At 67.1% G+C, this 18,457-nt stretch carries 16 protein-coding genes; 11 read left to right on the plus strand and 5 right to left on the minus strand.

Going from position 1 to position 18,457, the window contains the following annotated elements:
• The first annotated feature begins 26 nt into the window (after positions 1–26).
• On the plus strand, positions 27–911 hold the full coding sequence (dapF, locus tag ASD15_RS28510; RefSeq protein WP_057158405.1) for a diaminopimelate epimerase: 885 nt from the start codon (positions 27–29) through the stop codon (positions 909–911).
• Here the strand turns inward: dapF and ASD15_RS28515 are convergent.
• A complete protein-coding gene (locus tag ASD15_RS28515; RefSeq protein WP_373888208.1) occupies positions 908–2,548 on the minus strand; it encodes a hypothetical protein in 1,641 nt (546 codons plus the stop codon). The two genes, dapF and ASD15_RS28515, sit on opposite strands and share 4 nt — an antisense overlap.
• A gap of 485 nt (positions 2,549–3,033) precedes the next feature.
• Between ASD15_RS28515 and ASD15_RS28520 the strand changes: the two genes are divergently transcribed.
• From ASD15_RS28520 to ASD15_RS28565, 10 genes are all read left to right on the plus strand, one after another.
• Positions 3,034–4,110, plus strand: a complete 1,077-nt coding sequence (locus ASD15_RS28520) for a porin (RefSeq protein ID WP_057158408.1) — start codon at positions 3,034–3,036, stop codon at positions 4,108–4,110.
• Positions 4,111–4,317: 207 nt separating this feature from the next.
• Positions 4,318–5,613 carry a porin gene (locus ASD15_RS28525; RefSeq protein ID WP_057158409.1) on the plus strand — a complete coding sequence of 432 codons (1,296 nt, stop codon included), beginning with the start codon at positions 4,318–4,320 and terminating at the stop codon, positions 5,611–5,613.
• 109 nt (positions 5,614–5,722) lie between these two features.
• A complete protein-coding gene (locus tag ASD15_RS28530; RefSeq protein WP_057158410.1) occupies positions 5,723–6,397 on the plus strand; it encodes a DUF484 family protein in 675 nt (224 codons plus the stop codon).
• Between the two features lie 7 nt (positions 6,398–6,404).
• Complete coding sequence (locus ASD15_RS28535) at positions 6,405–7,346, plus strand: tyrosine recombinase XerC (RefSeq protein ID WP_057158411.1); 942 nt, start codon at positions 6,405–6,407, stop codon at positions 7,344–7,346.
• A 119-nt stretch (positions 7,347–7,465) separates the two neighbouring features.
• On the plus strand, positions 7,466–8,521 hold the full coding sequence (locus ASD15_RS28540) for a GTP-binding protein (RefSeq protein WP_057158412.1): 1,056 nt from the start codon (positions 7,466–7,468) through the stop codon (positions 8,519–8,521).
• A 125-nt stretch (positions 8,522–8,646) separates the two neighbouring features.
• The gene (gene dksA / locus ASD15_RS28545; protein WP_056401310.1) at positions 8,647–9,099 is read left to right on the plus strand and encodes an RNA polymerase-binding protein DksA; all 453 of its coding nucleotides are present in this window, start codon (positions 8,647–8,649) and stop codon (positions 9,097–9,099) included.
• Between the two features lie 154 nt (positions 9,100–9,253).
• Positions 9,254–10,654, plus strand: coding sequence for an STAS domain-containing protein (locus ASD15_RS28550; protein WP_057158413.1), 1,401 nt, complete (start codon positions 9,254–9,256; stop codon positions 10,652–10,654).
• A 112-nt stretch (positions 10,655–10,766) separates the two neighbouring features.
• Positions 10,767–11,315, plus strand: a complete 549-nt coding sequence (gene hslV / locus ASD15_RS28555; RefSeq protein WP_057158414.1) for an ATP-dependent protease subunit HslV — start codon at positions 10,767–10,769, stop codon at positions 11,313–11,315.
• Entirely contained in the window at positions 11,312–12,649 is a 1,338-nt protein-coding gene (gene hslU / locus ASD15_RS28560) for an ATP-dependent protease ATPase subunit HslU (RefSeq protein WP_057158415.1), read from the plus strand. The genes hslV and hslU overlap by 4 nt, the downstream gene beginning before the upstream one ends.
• Before the next feature lie 19 nt (positions 12,650–12,668).
• Complete coding sequence (locus ASD15_RS28565) at positions 12,669–12,860, plus strand: hypothetical protein (protein ID WP_057158416.1); 192 nt, start codon at positions 12,669–12,671, stop codon at positions 12,858–12,860.
• A 202-nt stretch (positions 12,861–13,062) separates the two neighbouring features.
• Here the strand turns inward: ASD15_RS28565 and ASD15_RS28570 are convergent, their stop codons facing one another.
• From ASD15_RS28570 to gspD, 4 genes are read right to left on the minus strand one after another with little or no spacing between them, the layout of a single operon-like run.
• Positions 13,063–13,599: a type II secretion system protein N gene (locus ASD15_RS28570; protein ID WP_157201182.1), complete on the minus strand. Its 537-nt coding sequence runs from the start codon at positions 13,597–13,599 to the stop codon at positions 13,063–13,065.
• A gap of 1 nt (position 13,600) precedes the next feature.
• Positions 13,601–14,821, minus strand: coding sequence for a type II secretion system inner membrane protein GspF (gene gspF / locus ASD15_RS28575; protein WP_057158418.1), 1,221 nt, complete (start codon positions 14,819–14,821; stop codon positions 13,601–13,603).
• A gap of 5 nt (positions 14,822–14,826) precedes the next feature.
• Entirely contained in the window at positions 14,827–16,248 is a 1,422-nt protein-coding gene (gene gspE / locus ASD15_RS28580) for a type II secretion system ATPase GspE (RefSeq protein WP_057158419.1), read from the minus strand.
• Entirely contained in the window at positions 16,248–18,449 is a 2,202-nt protein-coding gene (gene gspD / locus ASD15_RS28585; RefSeq protein ID WP_057158420.1) for a type II secretion system secretin GspD, read from the minus strand. The genes gspE and gspD overlap by 1 nt, the downstream gene beginning before the upstream one ends.
• Positions 18,450–18,457 lie beyond the last annotated feature (8 nt).

The raw sequence follows: 18,457 nt of genomic DNA on the forward strand, positions 1-18,457 counted from the left end.
ACACAGAGCACTTACTAGAGCACCCCATGAAACTCAAATTCACCAAGATGCACGGCGCCGGCAACGACTTCGTGGTCATCGACGCCATCAGCCAGCCGATCGACTTCACGCCCGCGCAATGGAAACAGCTGGGCGACCGGCGCTTCGGCGTGGGCGCGGACCAGATGCTGGTGGTGGAGAAGCCGACCCAGCCGGGCTGCGACTTCCGCTACCGCATCTTCAACAGCGACGGCGGCGAGGTCGAGCAGTGCGGCAACGGCGCGCGCGCCTTCGCCAAGTTCGTGTCGCAAAAAGGGCTGACCGACAAGCGCAGCATTTCAGTGGAAACCATGGCCGGCATCATCGCGCCGCGCCTGGAAGAGAACGGCAGCGTGACGGTGGACATGGGCGCGCCGGTGCTGGAGCCGGCCCGCGTGCCGTTCGACGCGGACGGCCTGGACGGCGTGGCCGAGGGCCGCGACACGCTGTGGCCGCTGACCCTGGAACTGGGCGGCGAAAAAGAAACCGTGCTGGTATCGGTGGTGTCGATGGGCAATCCGCACGCGGTGCAGCTGGTGGCCGACGTGGACAGCGCGCCGGTGGAGCTGACCGGGCCGCTGATCGAGCACCATCCGCGCTTCCCGCGCCGGGTCAACGCCGGCTTCATGCAGCTGCTGACCCGCCAGCACGTGCGGCTGCGCGTGTTCGAGCGCGGCGTGGGCGAAACGCTGGCCTGCGGCACCGGCACCTGCGCGGCGGTGGTGGCCGGCATCCGGCGCGGCCTGCTCGATTCGCCGGTGACGGTGGAGGCGCGCGGCGGGCAGCTGTCGATCGCCTGGGCCGGCGAAGGCCAGCCGGTCTATCTGACCGGCCCGGCCGTGACCGTGTTCGAAGGCGAGATCGAGATCCAGGATCCCGCCGCGGGCGCCTAGAAACCGGGCGCCAGCCCGGCCGCCGCGCCGCCCTGGCCCGCCGCCTCCGCCTCCGGCAGCCAGGTCTTCAAGCGGTACAGGCGCTGGCGGTAATTGCCTTCCGGGCCGTCCAGGCCGGCGTCGACGTTGTCGAACAGGCGGCCGATGCGGTCCAGCGCGTGGCGCTGCTGGGCATTGCGCACCAGCACCAGGCGGCGCTTGCCGCGCCCGTAGCTGGCGCGGATATCGACCACCAGGCAATGGCCGCGGTCGGCCGCCTTCACATCCAGCAGCAGCGCCTCGGCCCGGCTCAGGCCGAACCATCCCGCCAGTTCCACGCGCGCCGCCAGCAAGGGCTGGCTGTTCAGCAATTCCCGGCTGACGCCCGGCAGGCTGGCGGCCCAGCCGCCACCGTCGGTCAGCGGCGCGATGCGGCGCAGCGCCGCCTGCGCTTCCCCGCTGCCCTGGGCGGCTGCCTTTTGCAGCCAGTACGCGGCGCGCACGTCGTTTTCCTCGCCGCCGCGCCGGGTGCGCCAGGCGTGGATGCCGCATTCGAGCTGCGCCGCGCTGTGGCCCATGTCGGCCGCGCGCTCCAGGCAGGCTTGCGCTTCGCTCACGCTGCGCTGCGAAAATTCCGGTTTGATATAGATGCGCGACAGCGCGAACCACGCGTCGGCCAGGCCCTGCTCGCCGGCCTGGGTCAGCCAGCGGATGGCGCGCTTGAAATTGACGGCCGGAATGCCCTCGCGCAGCCGCTCGCCTTCCCGGTTCATGCGCGCGAACCACAGGCCCAGCGCCAGCTGGGCGGTACGGTCGCCGCCGTGCGCGGCCAGCTCGCGGCAGTGCAGCTCGGTGCCGTCCGGCTCCAGGCCGGCGTCGGCGTCGGCGTAGGCGTCCAGCTGGCCCAGCGCCTGGGCGCAGCGCGCCAGCAGCTGCACCTGCTGCGGCGCGGCCTGCCAGCCGGCGTTGCGCGCGGCCTCGGCATCCGGCGGCGCCGCGCGCAGCAATTGGCGCACCAGCGGCAGCGCCTGCTCCAGGAAGGCGGCGCGCGACAGCTTGCCCCAGGCTTCGTCCAGCGCCACATAGGCCAGGCTGTTGACGGGGATGGGCGCCGCCGCCGGGACCGGGGCTGGCGGCTGGGCTGACGGCTGGGGGCGGGCTGGTGCGCCGGGGCCGGCCTGGGCCGGCGCCCTGGCCGCCTGCGCCGGCTGCTGCTGAGCCAGCAAGCGCAGCGCCTCCGGCAACCCGGCCCGCACCGCCGCGTCGAGTGCCTGCATGGCCTTGGCGCGCAGCGCGCCGTGGGCGCTGGCCGCCGCCACGCCAAGCGCGCCCAGCGCACCGAGCGCGCCGGCCGCATCGGACTCCCCGGGCGGCGCGCTCAGCACCAGCTGCGCCAGCACCAGGCCGGCCGGCACCACGCCGGCCTCCCAGGCGCGTTCATACCAGGGCAATACCGCTTCGCGGCTGTGCTGTGCGTATTCGTAGCCGACATGGCTGCCGATCAGCCGCCACGCTTCGTCGCGCCCCTGGATGGCGGCGCGGTGCAGCCAATGCAGGGCGGTGGGCGGGCTTTGCGGCAGGCTGGCGCCGCCGAACAGATACAGTTTCCCCAATGCCAGCTGGCACTGGGCGTCTCCCGCGCGCGCCCCTCGGATCATTACTAGTTCTTCACGATTTGCCATCGTTCCACTATTAATATGATTCATTCAAGAAAACGCAGCGTCTTTGCCGCGCCGGCCATAGACCGGGTGGCTTGCTATTTGGTTGATCTTGCCACATTCCAACAATCACAGTAAGGTCAAGTGTAGTTTTCATACCAATCGGATTTACAGCCAATTGCTAAGTATTTGATATTGCTCAACTATTGCGGGGCGGTTGCGCGTGTACGCTGAACCCCATGCCATTAACTAAACGAAAGGAAATCTTGCCGAAGCGCATGCAATGGACAGCTATTCAAGCGTTTCAAAAATACAACAAGAAACCACATTTTTTTGGCTTTCGACCAATACTAACCCTCATAATCGACCAATCCTTCACGGTAGGCGCAGCCAGCAATTAAGGTTTAGACCAGATGAGTGTCGAGTGCACTTCGCGATTTCGCTCTTTGATCGATGAACTAATAGTTAACTAAAAGGAAGAACAAATGAAAAAATCATTAGTGGCCCTGGCACTCATGGGCGCCTTCGCTGGAGCCCATGCGCAATCATCCGTCACTATTTACGGCACGCTGGATGCCGGCGTTTCAAAAACCACCGGCACCACCGCCCAGATCGGCAAACGCGACAACAACAAACTCGGTTTCCGCGGCGTGGAAGACCTCGGCAACGGCCTGAAGGCGCTGTTCCACCTGGAGATCCGCTACGAGCCGGACACCGGCACCATCGAGAACACCGCCGGCACCAACAGCCGTCCGCTGTTCCAGGGCCAGAGCCGGGTCGGCCTGCAAGGCGACTTCGGTACCGTGCGCCTGGGCCGCGGCCTGACCCCGTTCCAGGAAACGTCGACCGCTTTCGAACCATGGAGCGGCGTGCCTGCGGTGGCCGGCTACCAGACCAACCTGCAAGTGGCCGGCTACACCAGCGATCCGCTGGCGCCGCCGGGCTCGTCCGGCAACCGCTTCTCCAATGCGGTCTGGTACAACACCCCGGTGATGAACGGCTTCCAGCTGAACGTGGCGGTGGCCGCCAAGGAATCGCTGGGCAACACCACCGCCATCATCGGCCGCGGCACCGCGCTGGCGCCGCAGTACACCGTCAACTCGATGGCCTCGGCCAACCCCTTCGGCGCCAGCGCCACCTACACGCTGAACCAGTTCGCCGCCTACGCCGCGTATGAGCGCAACGCGATCGAAACCAAGCTGTGGTCGGTGGGCGCATCGTACAAGCCGATGCCGGCCCTGAAGCTGATGGCCTCGTACCAGAAGCAGGACATGGACCACACCATCGTGGCCGGCGCGGCCAACCACGAAACCGACGCCTGGCTGGTGGGCGCCAACTACACCATGGGCCCGGGCAAGCTGCTGCTGGGCTATGGCCAGAAGTCGCCGGACCGCATCCTGAAGACCAAGCAGGCCTCGATCGGCTACGAGTACAACATCTCGACCCGCACCTATATCTACTTCGACCTGTCGAACCGCAAGATGCCGGTGCCGGCCGCCGTCACCACGCTGAACGACAGCTCGGTGAACCACTACTCGGTCGGTATCCACCACAACTTCTAATGCGCAAGCAAGCCCGTGCATAGCAACGAACGGACCTGGCAACAGGTCCGTTTTTTTTGCTTTGTGACTTTTTCGCAACTCCGGATCAATCAGCAACATAGCTTTCTGTACAAGGCTGGATAGCCGTGTCATATTGGTTGCACCTAATTAGTACGCACGTACTATTTTGAGAATAATAAAAAAACAACTCAATCTTTTGGAGACTGCATGAAAACTAAACTGCTCGCAGCGGGTATTGCCGCCTGTTTCGCCGTGCCTGCCATGGCCCAATCCTCGGTCACCATCTACGGTATCGCCGATGCCGGCGTGATGTACGTGAAGAACGGCGGCCAGGACGCCAAGACCAAGCTGGTCAGCGGTATCGCCGACGGCTCGCGCCTGGGCTTCCGCGGCATCGAGGACATGGGCGGCGGCTACAAGGCCATCTTCAACCTGGAAGCGCGCGTCGAGCTCGACACCGGCCGCCAGCAAACCGGCAACCTGAGCAGCAACCCCACCTTCGCGCTGACCGAAGGCCTGAACTTCACCGTGCCGGCAGCGGCCGGCGGCGCAGCCACGGCCGAGAAGCTGCGCGCCGGCGTGCAAGCCGCGCTGAACCCGGCCATCAACGTCAACATCAACGGCGCCCTGTTCGACCGCACCTCGATGGTCGGCCTGATCATGCCGGTGGGCGCAGTGCTGCTGGGCCGCATGTACACCCCGGGCTACGAAGTGCTGAACGCCGGCGACGTGTTCGAGTCGGGCACGGCCGCCGGCTGGGGCGGCATCGTGGGCGGCACCGGCGGCCTGCTGACGGCCGGTATCGCGATCCGTTCCGACAAGTCGATCCAGTACCGCATGGAACTGCCGAACGGCCTCAAGGCGTCGGCCATGTACGGCACCGAGAAATCGGGCTACATCGGCATGGACAAGCGCTCGTGGGGCGCCAACGTGCGCTACGTGGCCAACGGCTGGGACGTCGGCCTGGGCCACAACCACGGCACCGACCAGGTCGGCGCGCGCGGCCTGGTGACCACCACGCTGGCCGGCTCCTACGCCTTCGACAACTGGAAGCTGTTCCTGGGCACCCACAAGCAGAAGAACGAGAACTCGGTCATCATCCGCTACGCGGGCGACCTGCTGGCGCCGACCTTCGCCGCCTTCCCTGCTCCGCTGAGCACGCTGCTGGCCGGCCAGGCCAACGCCGCGCTCAAGCGCAACTTCCTGCTGGACGCGATCAGCTACCAGGTCGGTTTCCACTACAAGGTGGGCGCGGGCCGCATCATGGCGTCCGTGGTGCGCCAGGACGACAAGCGGGCCGACGCCAGCGACGCCACCCAGTACGGCATCGGCTACGACTACAACCTGTCCAAGCGCACCGACGTGTACCTGGTGGGCGCCTACATCAAGAACGAGAACGACGGCCAGTACGCGATCGGCGCGGCCAGCGCCTCGGGCGGCTTCACCTCGAAACCGGGCGAGTCGAGCAAGGGTATCCAGATCGGCATGCGCCACCGCTTCTAAGCGCGGCGGGGCCGCTGCACGCCACACCGAAAGACGCCTGCGGGCGTCTTTTTTATTGGCGCCTCGGTTAGAATGGCGCTTGCCTCTCCACCACACTTACGCTGAAACAATGGATTCCACCGCCGTACTGCAATACCTGACCGACCATCCGCACTTCTTCGAAGAGCACGCCAGCCTGCTGGGCGAGGTCAAGCTGTCCAGCCCGCTGACCGGGCGCGCCGTTTCGCTGCAGGAGCGCCAGATGGAAGTGATGCGCGACAAGTACAAGGCGCTGGAACTGCGCATGGCCGAACTGTCGCGCCACGCCAAGGAAAACGAGACCATCGCCGGCCGCTTCCACAGCTGGACCCAGGCCCTGCTGCAAGTGCGCCAGGACGGCGCCATGCCGCGCGTGCTGGCCGACAGCCTGAAGAGCAGCTTCCACGTGCCGCAGGCCACGCTGCGCCTGTGGGGCGCCAAGCCGGAATACGCGGACCAGTGGTTCACCAACGGCGCGTCGGATGACGCGCGCATCTTCGCCAACAGCCTGATGGCCCCGTACTGCGGCGCCAACAACGACTTCGAAGCGGTGCGCTGGCTGGAAGACGCGGGCCACGTGCAGTCCACCGTCATCATCCCGCTGCGCAAGCCGGGCGCGGCCGCGCCGGGCGGCAAGAGCGCCACCTTCGGCCTGCTGATCCTGGGCTCGCCGGATTCGGAGCGCTTCACCTCGCTGATGGCGACCGATTTCCTGGTCCACATCGGCGAAACGGCCAGCACCGCGCTGGCCCCGCTGCTGGCCTGAGGCCGCCATGGGCGAGCGCGGCAAGGCCGAGTGGGCGCACGCTTACCTCGAGCAGCTGCGCACCCAGCGCAAACTGTCGCCGCACACGCTGGACGCCTACCGGCGCGACCTGGCCGAGCTGGCCGCGCTCAGCGGCGAAACGGCGTGGAACGCGCTGGCGCAGGCCGACCTGCGCCGCTACGCCGCCCGCCTGCACGGCAAGGCGCTGGAGCCGCGCTCCATCGCCCGCAAGCTGTCCAGCTGGCGCGGCTTCTTCGACTGGCTGGCCGGGCAGACCGCGCTGGCCGCCAATCCCGTGCAGGGCGTACGCGCCCCCAAGCGCGCCAAGACGCTGCCCAAGGCGCTGTCGGTGGACGACGCGGTGCGCCTGGTGTCGGCGCCGGCGCGCCTGGCTTCCTCCGGGCCGGGCGCAGCGCCCGAACCGGCCGAGCTGTGCAACCGGGCCATGTTCGAGCTGCTGTATTCGAGCGGCTTGCGGGTGTCCGAACTGGCCGGACTGGACCTGCACTACAGCAAGGACGCACTGGGCTGGCTGGAACAGGGCAACGCCGACGTGACCGTGCTGGGCAAGGGCGGCAAGCGCCGCACCGTGCCGGTGGGAAGCGCCGCCATGGCCGCCATCGCGGCCTGGCTGGCGGTGCGCCCGGCGCCGGCCGACGGCAGCGCCGCCCTGTTTACCAGCGCGCGCGGCAGCCGCGTGTCGGCGCGCGTGGTGCAGCTGCGCCTGAAGGCGCACGGCCTGGCCACCGGCGCGCCCTCGGCGGTGCACCCGCACATGCTGCGCCACTCCTTCGCCTCGCACGTGCTGCAGTCCTCCGGCGACCTGCGCGCGGTGCAGGACATGCTGGGCCACGCCACCATCGCTTCCACCCAGGTCTACACGGCGCTGGACTTCCAGCACCTGGCCCAGGTCTACGACCAGGCCCATCCGCGCGCCAAGATTAAATAGACTATGTAAAGTAAGCATGCGCTGCGTCAAGGACGGCGTTTGGCCGCTTTGACAAAATTCCGGCATAATCGCTCGATCCCGGCCCCCAGGGGCGCTCAACTACTGATCGGCAAGCTGACATGGCAATGATACCCACCACCATCCTCACCGGTTTCCTCGGCGCGGGCAAGACCACCCTGCTCAACCGTATCCTGCAGGAAAGCCACGGCATGCGCATTGCCGTCATCGAGAATGAATTCGGGCAGGAAAACATCGACAACGAGATCCTGGTGCAGGACAGCAAGGAACAAATCGTCGAGATGAACAACGGCTGCATCTGCTGCACCGTGCGCGGCGACCTGATCGTGGCGCTGTCGAACCTGGCGCAAAAGCGCGCCGCCGGCGAGCTGCACTTCGACCGCGTGGTGATTGAAACGACCGGCCTGGCCAACCCCGGCCCGGTGGCGCAGACCTTCTTTATCGACGACGAAGTGGGCAGCCACTACATGCTGGACGCCATCGTCACCGTGGTCGACGCGCGCCACGCCATGCAGCAGCTGGACGACAACGAAGAAGCGCAGCGCCAGGTGGGCTTTGCCGACAAGCTGCTGCTGTCCAAGACCGACCTGGTGGACCAGGCCGTGCTGGACCAGCTGCTGCCGCGCCTGAAGCGCATCAACCCGCGCGCGCCCATCAGCCAGTCCAACTTCGGCAGCGCGCCGATTTCCGAGGTGCTGGACCTGAAAGGCTTCAACCTGAACGAGAAGCTGGAACTGGACCCGGACTTCCTGGCCGCCGAAGAACATGACCACGACCACGGCCATGAGCACGACCACGAGCACGGCGAACACTGCAAGCACCCCAGCCACGCCCACGACCATCACCACAGCCACCACACCGACGACATCGCTGCCTTCGTCTTCAAGAGCGCGCGCCCGTTCGACAGCGCCAAACTGGACGAATTCCTTGGCGGGCTGGTCGATGTGTACGGTCCTCGCATGTTGCGCTACAAAGGCGTATTGTTGATGCAGGGCGCCGAACGCAAGGTGGTATTCCAGGGCGTACACCAGCTGATGGGCAGCGATCTGGGCGCAAAGTGGGCCGAAGGGGAAGAACGTGGCAGCAAAATGGTATTTATTGGCAAAAATCTACCGAAAGACATCTTTATTCGCGGATTGGAACAATGTTTGGTATAAACTAACCGGGTTTTGTGGGGTGCCGGTTAGCAACTAGGTAACGACTTAGGTGCCGGCGCGGTTGCCGAGTTCATCGCGCAACTGATAAATTTGAAAACTCTGTCGTATCGAAGGTAAGCGAAGTGATGACTAAAACTAATAAATCGACCCCCGCCGCTATCGAAGAAGTCCGCCTCCTCACGGAAGAAGAAATTCTGAAGATGGGCGAAGCAGACTACATGAACCCGGCGCAAATGGCATTTTTCAAGGCCAAGCTGCAAGCCCTTGAAAAAGAGCTGCTGAAGAATGCCGGCGAGACGACCGAACACCTGCGCGAAACCGTGCTGGTGCCGGACCCTGCCGACCGTGCCACCATCGAGGAAGAACACGCCCTGGAACTGCGCACCCGCGACCGCGAGCGCAAGCTGCTCAAGAAAGTGCAGCAATCCATCGTCGCCATCGATAACAACGAATATGGCTGGTGCGAAGAGACTGGCGAACCGATCGGCATTCCGCGCCTGATCGCCCGTCCGACCGCCACCCTGTCGCTGGAAGCACAGCAGCGCCGCGAACTGAAGCAGAAGCTGTACGGGGACTAAGCAACCGCCCGGCTGCCTCCGCAGCAGCCGCCCCGGCGCATGGGCGCAGGCGGACGGCTCACCTTAAAAAAAGCATGCAGGCAAGGCCGCATGCTTTTTTTGTTTGTGCCTTGCTCTTCGGCTACACTAGGAGACCAGCATAGCGAGGAATGCCGTGGGCCTGTTTTCCCTGTTCAAGAAAGGCAAGCCGGACGCCGCCGCCCCGGACGGCGACGACGATGCCGCGCGCCTGGCCGCCAACAGCGAAGCCCAGCGCGCCGCGGCCAACAGCCAGCTGCAGCGCGACATCGCGCGCGCCACCGCGCTGAAGATCGACGCCATCGAAGCGGCCATGGAAGCGGACATCTTCAACATGCCGGAGCCGGCCTGGGGCAGCCGCCCGCCGCGCCCGGCCCTGTCCGCGCCGGCCGCCGCGCACCTGGCCGCCGGCGACGCCGACACCCCCGCCACCCTGCCCCTGCTGGACGCCAGCACCACCGAGCTGCTGGCCGACGACGAGATCCCGGCCCCGGTGGCGGCCGACGCCACCGCGCCGGTGGTGGAGGAAAGCGCCATCCTGTACGCCAACGGCCAGGCCGCCATCGCCGTGCAGATGCTGAACGGCGCGCTGGCCGAAGCGGCCGCGTCCGGCCAAGGCGCGCAGCAGGACCGCACCGTCTGGTGGCTGCTGTTCGACCTGTACCAGGCGCAAGGCCGGCAGCAACTGTTCGACAGCCTGTCGATCGACTATGCCAGCACCTTCGAAACCTCGCCGCCGGCGTGGCGCGGCGCGGCGGCCGGCGGCGAGGGCGGCAACGGTGCGGCGGCCGCCCGCGATGGCGCCGCCTATGCCGGCGTCACGCCCGCGCTGTCGTTCGGCCCGGCGCTGGACGGCAGCGCCGCCGCCATCCTCGCGCGCCTGCCGGCGCTGGACGCCGCCGCCCCCCTGCGGCTGGACTTGAGCCGCGTCGCCAGCGCCGACGCCGACGGTTGCGCGCTGCTGCTGGCGGCCCTGCAACACCTGCAGAAGCAGGGCCGCGAGCTGATCGTGGTGGCCGCCGCCGAGCTGGCCGCGCTGCTGCAGGCCGGCCTGCAGGTCGGCCGCCGGGAAGACGGCGCCGCGCCCTGGCTGCTGCTGCTGGAACTGCTGCAGCTGCTGAACCGCGAAAAGGACTTCGAGGAAAGCAGCATGGACTACTGCGTCACGTTCGAAGTGTCGCCGCCGCCGTACGCCCCGCCGGCGCCGCGCCAGGTGGCCACGGCCGCGCGCCAGGCCGCGCCGGCGGCCGCGGCGGCGTCCGACCGCTTCATGCTGCCGCCCGTGGTGGAGGCCAGCTGCGGCGCCCTGCTCGACGCCATCGGCGCCTATGCCGAACAGTACCCGGCGCTGATCTTCGACTGCTCGCGCCTGGCGCGGCTCGACTACGCCGCGGCCAACCAGCTGCTGGCGCGCCTGCAGCAACTCGCGCCGCACGGCAGAAGAGTAGAATTCCGGGAAGTGAACCATCTGGTGGCGGCGCTGCTGCGGCTGCTGGGCTACGCCGGGCTGGCGCGCATCTTCGCCCACAAGTACTAGGCCGCAGCCGCGTCCTTGACTGGACCGTCTTGCAATTGTCCGGCCAGACCCCATGTCAGGGGCTGGCGCCTTGCGCGCATTGAACGTCGAGCGTCATTACATTGAGGTCAACATGGAACAATTTCACGGCACCACCATCCTGTGCGTGCGGCGCGGCAGCCAGGTCGCACTGGGCGGGGACGGCCAGGTAACGCTGGGCAACATCGTCATGAAGGGCACGGCCCGCAAGGTGCGCAAGCTGTACCAGGGCAAAGTGCTGTGCGGCTTTGCCGGCGGCACCGCCGACGCCTTCACGCTGCTGGACCGCTTCGAAGCGAAGCTGGAAAAACACCAGGGCAACCTGCTGCGCGCCTCGGTCGAACTGGCCAAGGACTGGCGCACCGACCGCGTGCTGCGCCGCCTGGAAGCGATGCTGCTGGTGGCCGACGCCACCTCGACCCTGGTCATCACCGGCAACGGCGACGTGCTCGAGCCCGAGAAGGGCATCGGCGCCATCGGCTCCGGCGGCACCTATGCGCAGTCGGCCGCCCTGGCGCTGCAGGAAAACACCGAGCTCACGCCGGCCGAGATCGTGAAGAAATCGCTGACCATCGCCGGCGAGCTGTGCATCTACACGAATATGTCCCACATTATCGAAACGCTGGACGGGAAAGCAGAATGAATATGACTCCGCAAGAAATCGTCGGCGAACTCGACAAGCACGTGGTTGGCCAGGGCAAGGCCAAGCGCGCCGTGGCCATCGCGCTGCGCAACCGCTGGCGCCGGCAGCAGGTGGAAGAGCCGCTGCGCCATGAAATCACGCCGAAGAACATCCTGATGATAGGCCCGACCGGGGTCGGCAAGACCGAGATCGCGCGCCGCCTGGCCAAGCTGGCCGACGCGCCCTTCATCAAGATCGAGGCAACCAAGTTCACCGAGGTGGGCTATGTGGGGCGCGACGTCGACACCATCATCCGCGACCTGGTCGACATCGGCATCAAACAGACCCGCTCGGCCGAGATGGCCAAGGTGCGCGCGCGCGCCGAGGACGCCGCCGAGGACCGCGTGCTGGACATCCTGCTGCCGCCGCCGCGCGATTTCGGCTTCGCCAACGCGGCCCCGGCCGAGGACGGCAAGCCCGACACCACGCGCCAGACCTTCCGCAAGCGCCTGCGGGAAGGCGAGCTGGACGACAAGGAAATCGAGATCGAGCTGGCCGACACGGCGCCGCAGATGGAAATCATGGCCCCGCCCGGCATGGAGGAAATGACCGAGCAGATCAAGAGCATGTTTTCCGGCATCGGCGGCGGGCGCAAGAAGGCGCGCAAGGTCAAGATCAAGGAAGCGATGAAGCTGCTGCTGGACGAAGAGGCGGCCAAGCTGGTCAACGAAGACGAGATGAAGCAGAAGGCGATCCAGAATGTGGAGCAGAACGGCATCGTGTTCCTGGACGAGATCGACAAGATCGCCTCGCGCTCGGAGATGGGCGGGGCCGACGTGTCGCGCGCCGGCGTGCAGCGCGATTTGCTGCCGCTGGTGGAGGGCACGACGGTGAACACCAAGTACGGCATGATACGCACCGACCACATCCTGTTCATTGCGTCGGGCGCCTTCCACCTGGCCAAGCCGTCGGACCTGATACCGGAGTTGCAGGGGCGCTTCCCGATCCGGGTCGAGCTTGAATCGCTGTCGATTGCCGACTTCGAGCGCATTTTGACGGCCACCGACGCCTGCCTGACCAAGCAATACGAAGCGCTGCTGGCCACCGAGGGCGTGACGCTGGCGTTCGCGCCGGACGGCATCACGCGGCTGGCCGAGATTGCCTACCAGGTCAACGAGCGCACCGAAAACATCGGCGCGCGGCGGCTGTACACGGTGATGGAAAAGCTGCTCGAGGAGATCTCGTTCAGCGCCAGCGAAGGCGGCGCGCAGACGCTGACGATAGACGCCGGCTATGTCAATGCGCGGCTGGACGCGCTGGCGGTCAACGAAGACCTGTCGCGCTACGTGCTGTAAGGCAAGAGGGGGGGGAACGATGGCAAACAAGGCATTGGCGACGCGGCAGAAAATGCAATTCCGCGTCGAACCCTCGCAAAAGCCGCGCAACCCCTACGCGGCGCTGGCCAAGAACCGCGCCGCCGGCCCGCACGCCAAGCCGGTCTCGGCCCAGCGCCAGGCCGCCAAGGCCGCCCTCAAGAAAATCGACCCCGCCAAGTCCGACGACTAGCGACCTGAGCCGCATTACGCCTTACTTCGGGGTCAGACCCCGAAGCGGGTCGAATGCGGCTCAGGCCGCTTGGTGAAAAGACCTGATTCTCACCTCGCCAACTTGCGCTAATGCATGGGGCGACTTGCTGTGCCCTATGGTGGAGCGGACTGAGCCGCACTCGGGGTCTGACCCCGAAGTTGGGGGATGCGGCTCAGCTTGCTTATCGGGTTCCGCTGACGGGGGTGGGCATTTGGGGGGGCGGCTGCGGCGCCGGGGGCGCGGGGGGCGGGACCGGCTGCAGTTGCTGTTGCACCGGCGGCATCGGCAGCGGGGCGGCGGTGGCGCTGGATGAGCTGGCGCTTTCCGGCGGCGGCAGGTCGAGCCGCTTCTGGATGCCGCCTTCGGACAGCACCACGTACAGGCCCTGCACTTCCTGCACCTTGACATTGCTGGCCACTTCGGCGCCCACCGGGTAGGCCTTGGCCGCTTGGCCGTCGACCGCGATGATGGCCACGCTGCCGCGCCCGTTGGCGGCAGCCACCACGCCGCGCAGCTGGTAGTTGCTGGCGGCGGCGACGGCGATGTCGCCGCCGAACAGGTTGCGCGCGGCCGCCACCGACGCCTCCGGCGGCGCCTGCATCGGCACGGCGGCGAGCGCGCGCTGCTCGGGTTTGAACAGCAGCATGCCCCAGTAGGCGCACGAGGCGGACACGGCCACCACGGCTACAAAACTTGCTACGACAGGCAATCGATTCATATCAGTGCACCAGCTGGTTAATTTCAATAATCGGCATCAGCACCGCCAACACGATCAGCAGCACCACCACGCCCATGGCCAGGATCAGCGCCGGTTCCAGCAGCCCGGCGATGGTCAGCGTGCGCCGCTCCAGGTCCGCTTCCTGCGCACTGGCTGCGCGGTTCAGCATGGCCGGCAGCTCGCCGGTGATTTCGCCGGCCCGTATCATGTGGATCAGCATCGGCGGGAAGTGCTTCTGCGCCGACAGCGCGCGCGCCAGGCTGACGCCCTCACGCACCGCGTCGCTCGCCTCTTCCACCAGCTGCTGCATGGCGACGTTGGTCAGCGTGTCGCGGCTGGTTTCCAGCGCGCGCAGGATCGGCACGCCGGAACCGGTGGTGATGGCCAGCGTGCTGGCAAAGCGCGCCGTGTTCAGGCTGCGCTCGAATTTGCCGTACAGCGGCGCGGTCAGCAGCCAGGTGTGCCAGCGCGTCTTGAGCGCGAGGTTCTGCAGCGCGCGCCGCCACGAGAACCAGGCGCCGATCAGCAGCACCAGCACGATCAGCCCGTAGTTGCGCACGAAGTCGGACACGGCCAGCATGAGCACCGTCAGCACCGGCAGCTTTTGCTTGGTGTTGGCGAACACGGAGACGATCTGCGGCACCACGTAGGTGAGCAGGAAGATCACGATCGAAAACGCCACCACGGTGACGATCGCCGGGTAGGTGAACGCCAGCTTGACCTTCTGCACCAGCGCGTTGCGGCGCTCGATGTAGTCGGCCAGGCGGGTGAGCACGCGCGACAGCTGGCCAATCTGCTCGCCCGAGGCCACCAGTGCGCGGTAGATTTCGGCGAAGTCGCGCGGATGGCGCGACAGCACTTCGGACAGCGCGGCGCCGCCGATCACTTCGGAGCGGATCGAGGCGATCAGGTCGCGCACGTAGGGCCGCTCGGCCTGCTCCAGCAGCGCCGAGAAGGCTTGCTCGAGCGGCAGGCCGGCTTCCAGCAGGCTGGCCAGCTGGCGCGTAAACAGCGCCAGCTCGGTGGTCGACAGGCGCTCGCCGAAGCCGCGCCGCGTGGTCTTGCCGCTGGCGTCGACCTGGGCCGAGATGGCTTCCACCTTGAGCGGCGTGAGGCCTTGCGCGCGCAGGTCGGAGCGGGCCGAGCGCGGGCTGTCGGCGTTGACCACGCCCTTCCTGGTGGCGCCGCCGGTGTCGACGGCTTCGTAGCGGAATGCGGGCATCGACGTCAGTCCTTCGCCACGCGCAGCAGTTCGGCCTGCGTGGTGGTGCCGTCGCGCAGCCAGCGTTCGCCGTCTTCGCGCATGGTCTTCATGCCGCCCGCCTGCGCGGCGGCGCGCACTTCGGCTTCCGAGGCGCGGTTGTGGATCTGGGCGCGGATTTCCTCGGTGGTGCGCAGCAGCTCGTAGATGCCGACCCGGCCCTGGTAGCCGGTATGGCCGCAGTGCTCGCAGCCCACCGCGTGCCATTGCGCGCCGTCGAAGGTCTTGCAGGACGGGCACAGCTTGCGCACCAGGCGCTGCGCCAGCACGCCGAGCAGCGACGACGACAGCAGGAACGGCTCGATGCCCATGTCCAGCAGCCGCGTGACGGCGGCCGAGGCGTCGTTGGTGTGCAAGGTAGCCAGCACCAGGTGGCCGGTGAGCGAGGCCTGCACCGCGATCTGCGCCGTTTCCAGGTCGCGGATCTCGCCGATCATGATCACGTCCGGGTCCTGGCGCAAGATGGCGCGCAGGGCCTTGGCGAAGGTCATGTCGATGCGCGGGTTGACCTGGGTCTGGCCCACGCCCTGCAGGTCGTATTCGATCGGGTCTTCCACCGTCAGGATGTTGGTGGTGGTGGAGTTCACGCGCGACAGCGCGGCGTACAAAGTGGTGGTCTTGCCCGAGCCGGTGGGGCCGGTCACCAGCACGATGCCGTGCGGCTGGGCGATCAGGCCGTCGAACTGCGGCAGCATGTCCTCGCTCATGCCCAGGTGCTGCAGGTCGAGCCGGCCGGCTTCCTTGTCCAGCAGACGCAGCACGGCGCGCTCGCCATGGCCGGTGGGCAGCGTGGAGACGCGCACGTCGACCGGCTTGCCGCCCACGCGCAGCGTGATGCGGCCGTCCTGCGGCAGGCGCTTCTCGGCGATGTCGAGCTGCGCCATGATCTTGATGCGCGAGATCAGCGAGCCGTGGATGGCCTTGCGCGGCTTGACCACGTCGCGCAGCGTGCCGTCCACGCGGAAGCGCACCACCGAGGTTTGCTCGAACGGTTCGATGTGGATGTCGGAGGCGCCTTCGCGCAGCGCCTGCGTGAGCAGCGCGTTGATCATGCGGATCACCGGCGCGTCGTCGCTCGATTCGAGCAGGTCCTCGATGGCCGGCACGTCCTGCAGCAGCTTGGTCAGGTCCAGGTCGGCGTCGAACTCGTCGGCCACCTGCGAGGCGTCGCCGCCGGCGCCGGCGTAGGCCTTGGCGATGGCTTCCTCCAGGTCGGCGCGGCCCAGGGTTTTCAGGTTGATGCGGCCGAAGCGGCGCGACACTTCGGCAATCGCGGCCGGCGCGGTGGCATTGGACACGTACAGGTCCACCGAGTGCTCGGCTTCCTGGCCCGGCTGGGCCAGCACCGAATAGTCGCGCGCGAAGGCGTAGGGCAGCAGGTTGCTCATTATTGCGGCTTGCCTTCAGACGGCGCGGGCGCCTGGTTCGGATTGAGCTGGCCCGGCACCAGCGGCGGCACGGGGCGCGCCATCTGGCCGCTGCCCGGGAGCGGCGTGCCGTCCTGCAGGCCCGGCAGCATGGGCTGGCCGAGGTTCTTCAGCAGCGGCGTGTCGTTCGGCTTCACGTCCTGCTGGGTGGCGCGCATGTAGTCGTAGCGGTCGGTCGCCAGGCTGGTGCTCTGGTCCTTGTTGCGGATCACCACCGGGCGCAGGAACACCATCAGGTTGGTCTTCTTGCGGCCGCGCTTCTGGTACTTGAACAGGTTGCCCAGGACGGGGATGTCGCCCAGGCCGCGCACCTTTTCCACGTTGTCGTTGGCGTCGTCCGAGATCAGGCCGCCCAGCACCACGATCTGGCCGTCGTCGGCGATGATGTTGGTCTCGATCACGCGCGTCTTGAGCACGATGCCGCTTTCGGAGGTGACGCTGGTGTCGATGCTGGAGCTCTCGTTGTAGATGGCCAGCTTGATGGTGCCGCCTTCGGAGATCTGCGGACGCACCTTCAGGGTCAGGCCGACGTCCTTGCGGTCGATGGTCTGGAACGGGTTGGTGCTGGTGCCGGAGGTGGTGGTGAACTGGCCGGTCAGGATCGGCACGTTCTGGCCGACGCGGATGGTGGCCAGCTCGTTGTCCAGCGTGAACACGTTGGGCGTGGACAGGATGTTGGTGCCGCCGTCCGCTTCCAGCGTGTGCGCCACCGCGCCCAGGCCCAGCTTGCCGTTCGCCAGCTGCTTGAAGATACCGATGGTCATGCCGGCGCCCGGCAGCACCTTGCCGTCGCCCGCCGCCAGGCTGAGCAGGTTGTTGGCGGTGCCGCTGGCAAACGAGGTGCCGCCGCCGACGCGGTAGGTGGAGTTGTCGTTGCCGCTCAGGCCCAGCCACTGCACGCCGAACTCGGAGGCCTTGTCGGCGCTCACTTCGACGATCAGCGATTCGATGTAGACCTGGGCGCGGCGCACGTCCAGCTGGTCGATCACGGCGCGCAGGTTGCGGTACACCGATTCGGGCGCGGTGATGATCAGCGTGTTGGTGGTGGCGTCGGCCTGGATGAAGCCGCCCGCGCCGCCGGCGGCCAGCTGGTTGTTGCTGCTGCCGGCGTTCAGCAGCGGATTGGTGGAACCGGTGGTGCCGGTGCCGCCCGTCATGCCGCTGCCGGTGCTGCCGGTCATGCCGCCGCCGCCGGCCGCGCCCTGCTGGTTGTTCAGCCCGGCCGCGCCGGTGGCCTGGCCGGTGACGCTGCTGTCGCCGGACATGACCGAGCGCAGCGTCTGCGCCAGCTTGGTCGCTTCGGCGTTCTTCAGGTAGACCACGTGCACATTGCCCAGCTGCGCGGTGGGCTGGTCCAGCTTGGCGATCAGCGACTTGGCCAGGTTGGCGCGCGCCACCGACGGCGCGCGCAGCACCAGCGAATTGGTGCGCGGGTCCGCCAGCACGCTGACGCGGCCCGAATCGGCGCCGCCGCCGGCGCCCGGCTCGAGCAGCTTGGTGAGCATGCTGGCCAGGTCGCTGGCGATGGCGTAGCGTACCGGGATCACGTCCATGTCGGTGCTGGAGGGCGCATCCAGCGCGGCGATCAGCTTGCCCAGGCGCTTGAGGTTGTCCGCGTAGTCGGTGATGACCAGGGTGTTGTTGCCCGGGTTGGCGTTGATGGTGTTGTTGGGCGTGATCAGCGGGCGCAGCACCGTCACCAGGTTGGCCGACGATTCATAGTTCAGGTGGAACACCTGGGTGGCGATCTGGTCGCCCTTGAGCGCGCCGCCGGCGCCGATCTGGGTCGGCGTGGCCTGCAGCTTGGCTTCCGCTTCCGGCACCACCTTGGCGTAGCCGTCGCCGCTGACGATGGCGAAGCCCTGCAGGCGCAGCGCGGAGGTCAGCAGCGCGAACGCCTGGGTCTTGCTCATCGGGCCCTCGGACACCAGCGTCAGGGTGCCCTTCACGCGCGGGTCGATCAGGAAGGTGATGTTGGTGTAGTGGCCCACCGCCTTGATCACCGACTCGATGTCGGCGCCGACGAAGTTGAGCGCGGCATCATCGCCGGGGGCGGCCCAGGCGGGTGCTTGCGCGGTCAGCGCGGCGCAGCACAGCATGGCGGCCGCGCTCAGCTGGCGCAGCGTTGGACGTTGGGACTTGCTTGCGGACTGTTTTTTCATTATCTGTA

It is taken from the genome of Massilia sp. Root351, from assembly GCF_001425045.1.
Classification (GTDB): Bacteria; Pseudomonadota; Gammaproteobacteria; order Burkholderiales; family Burkholderiaceae_D; genus Rugamonas.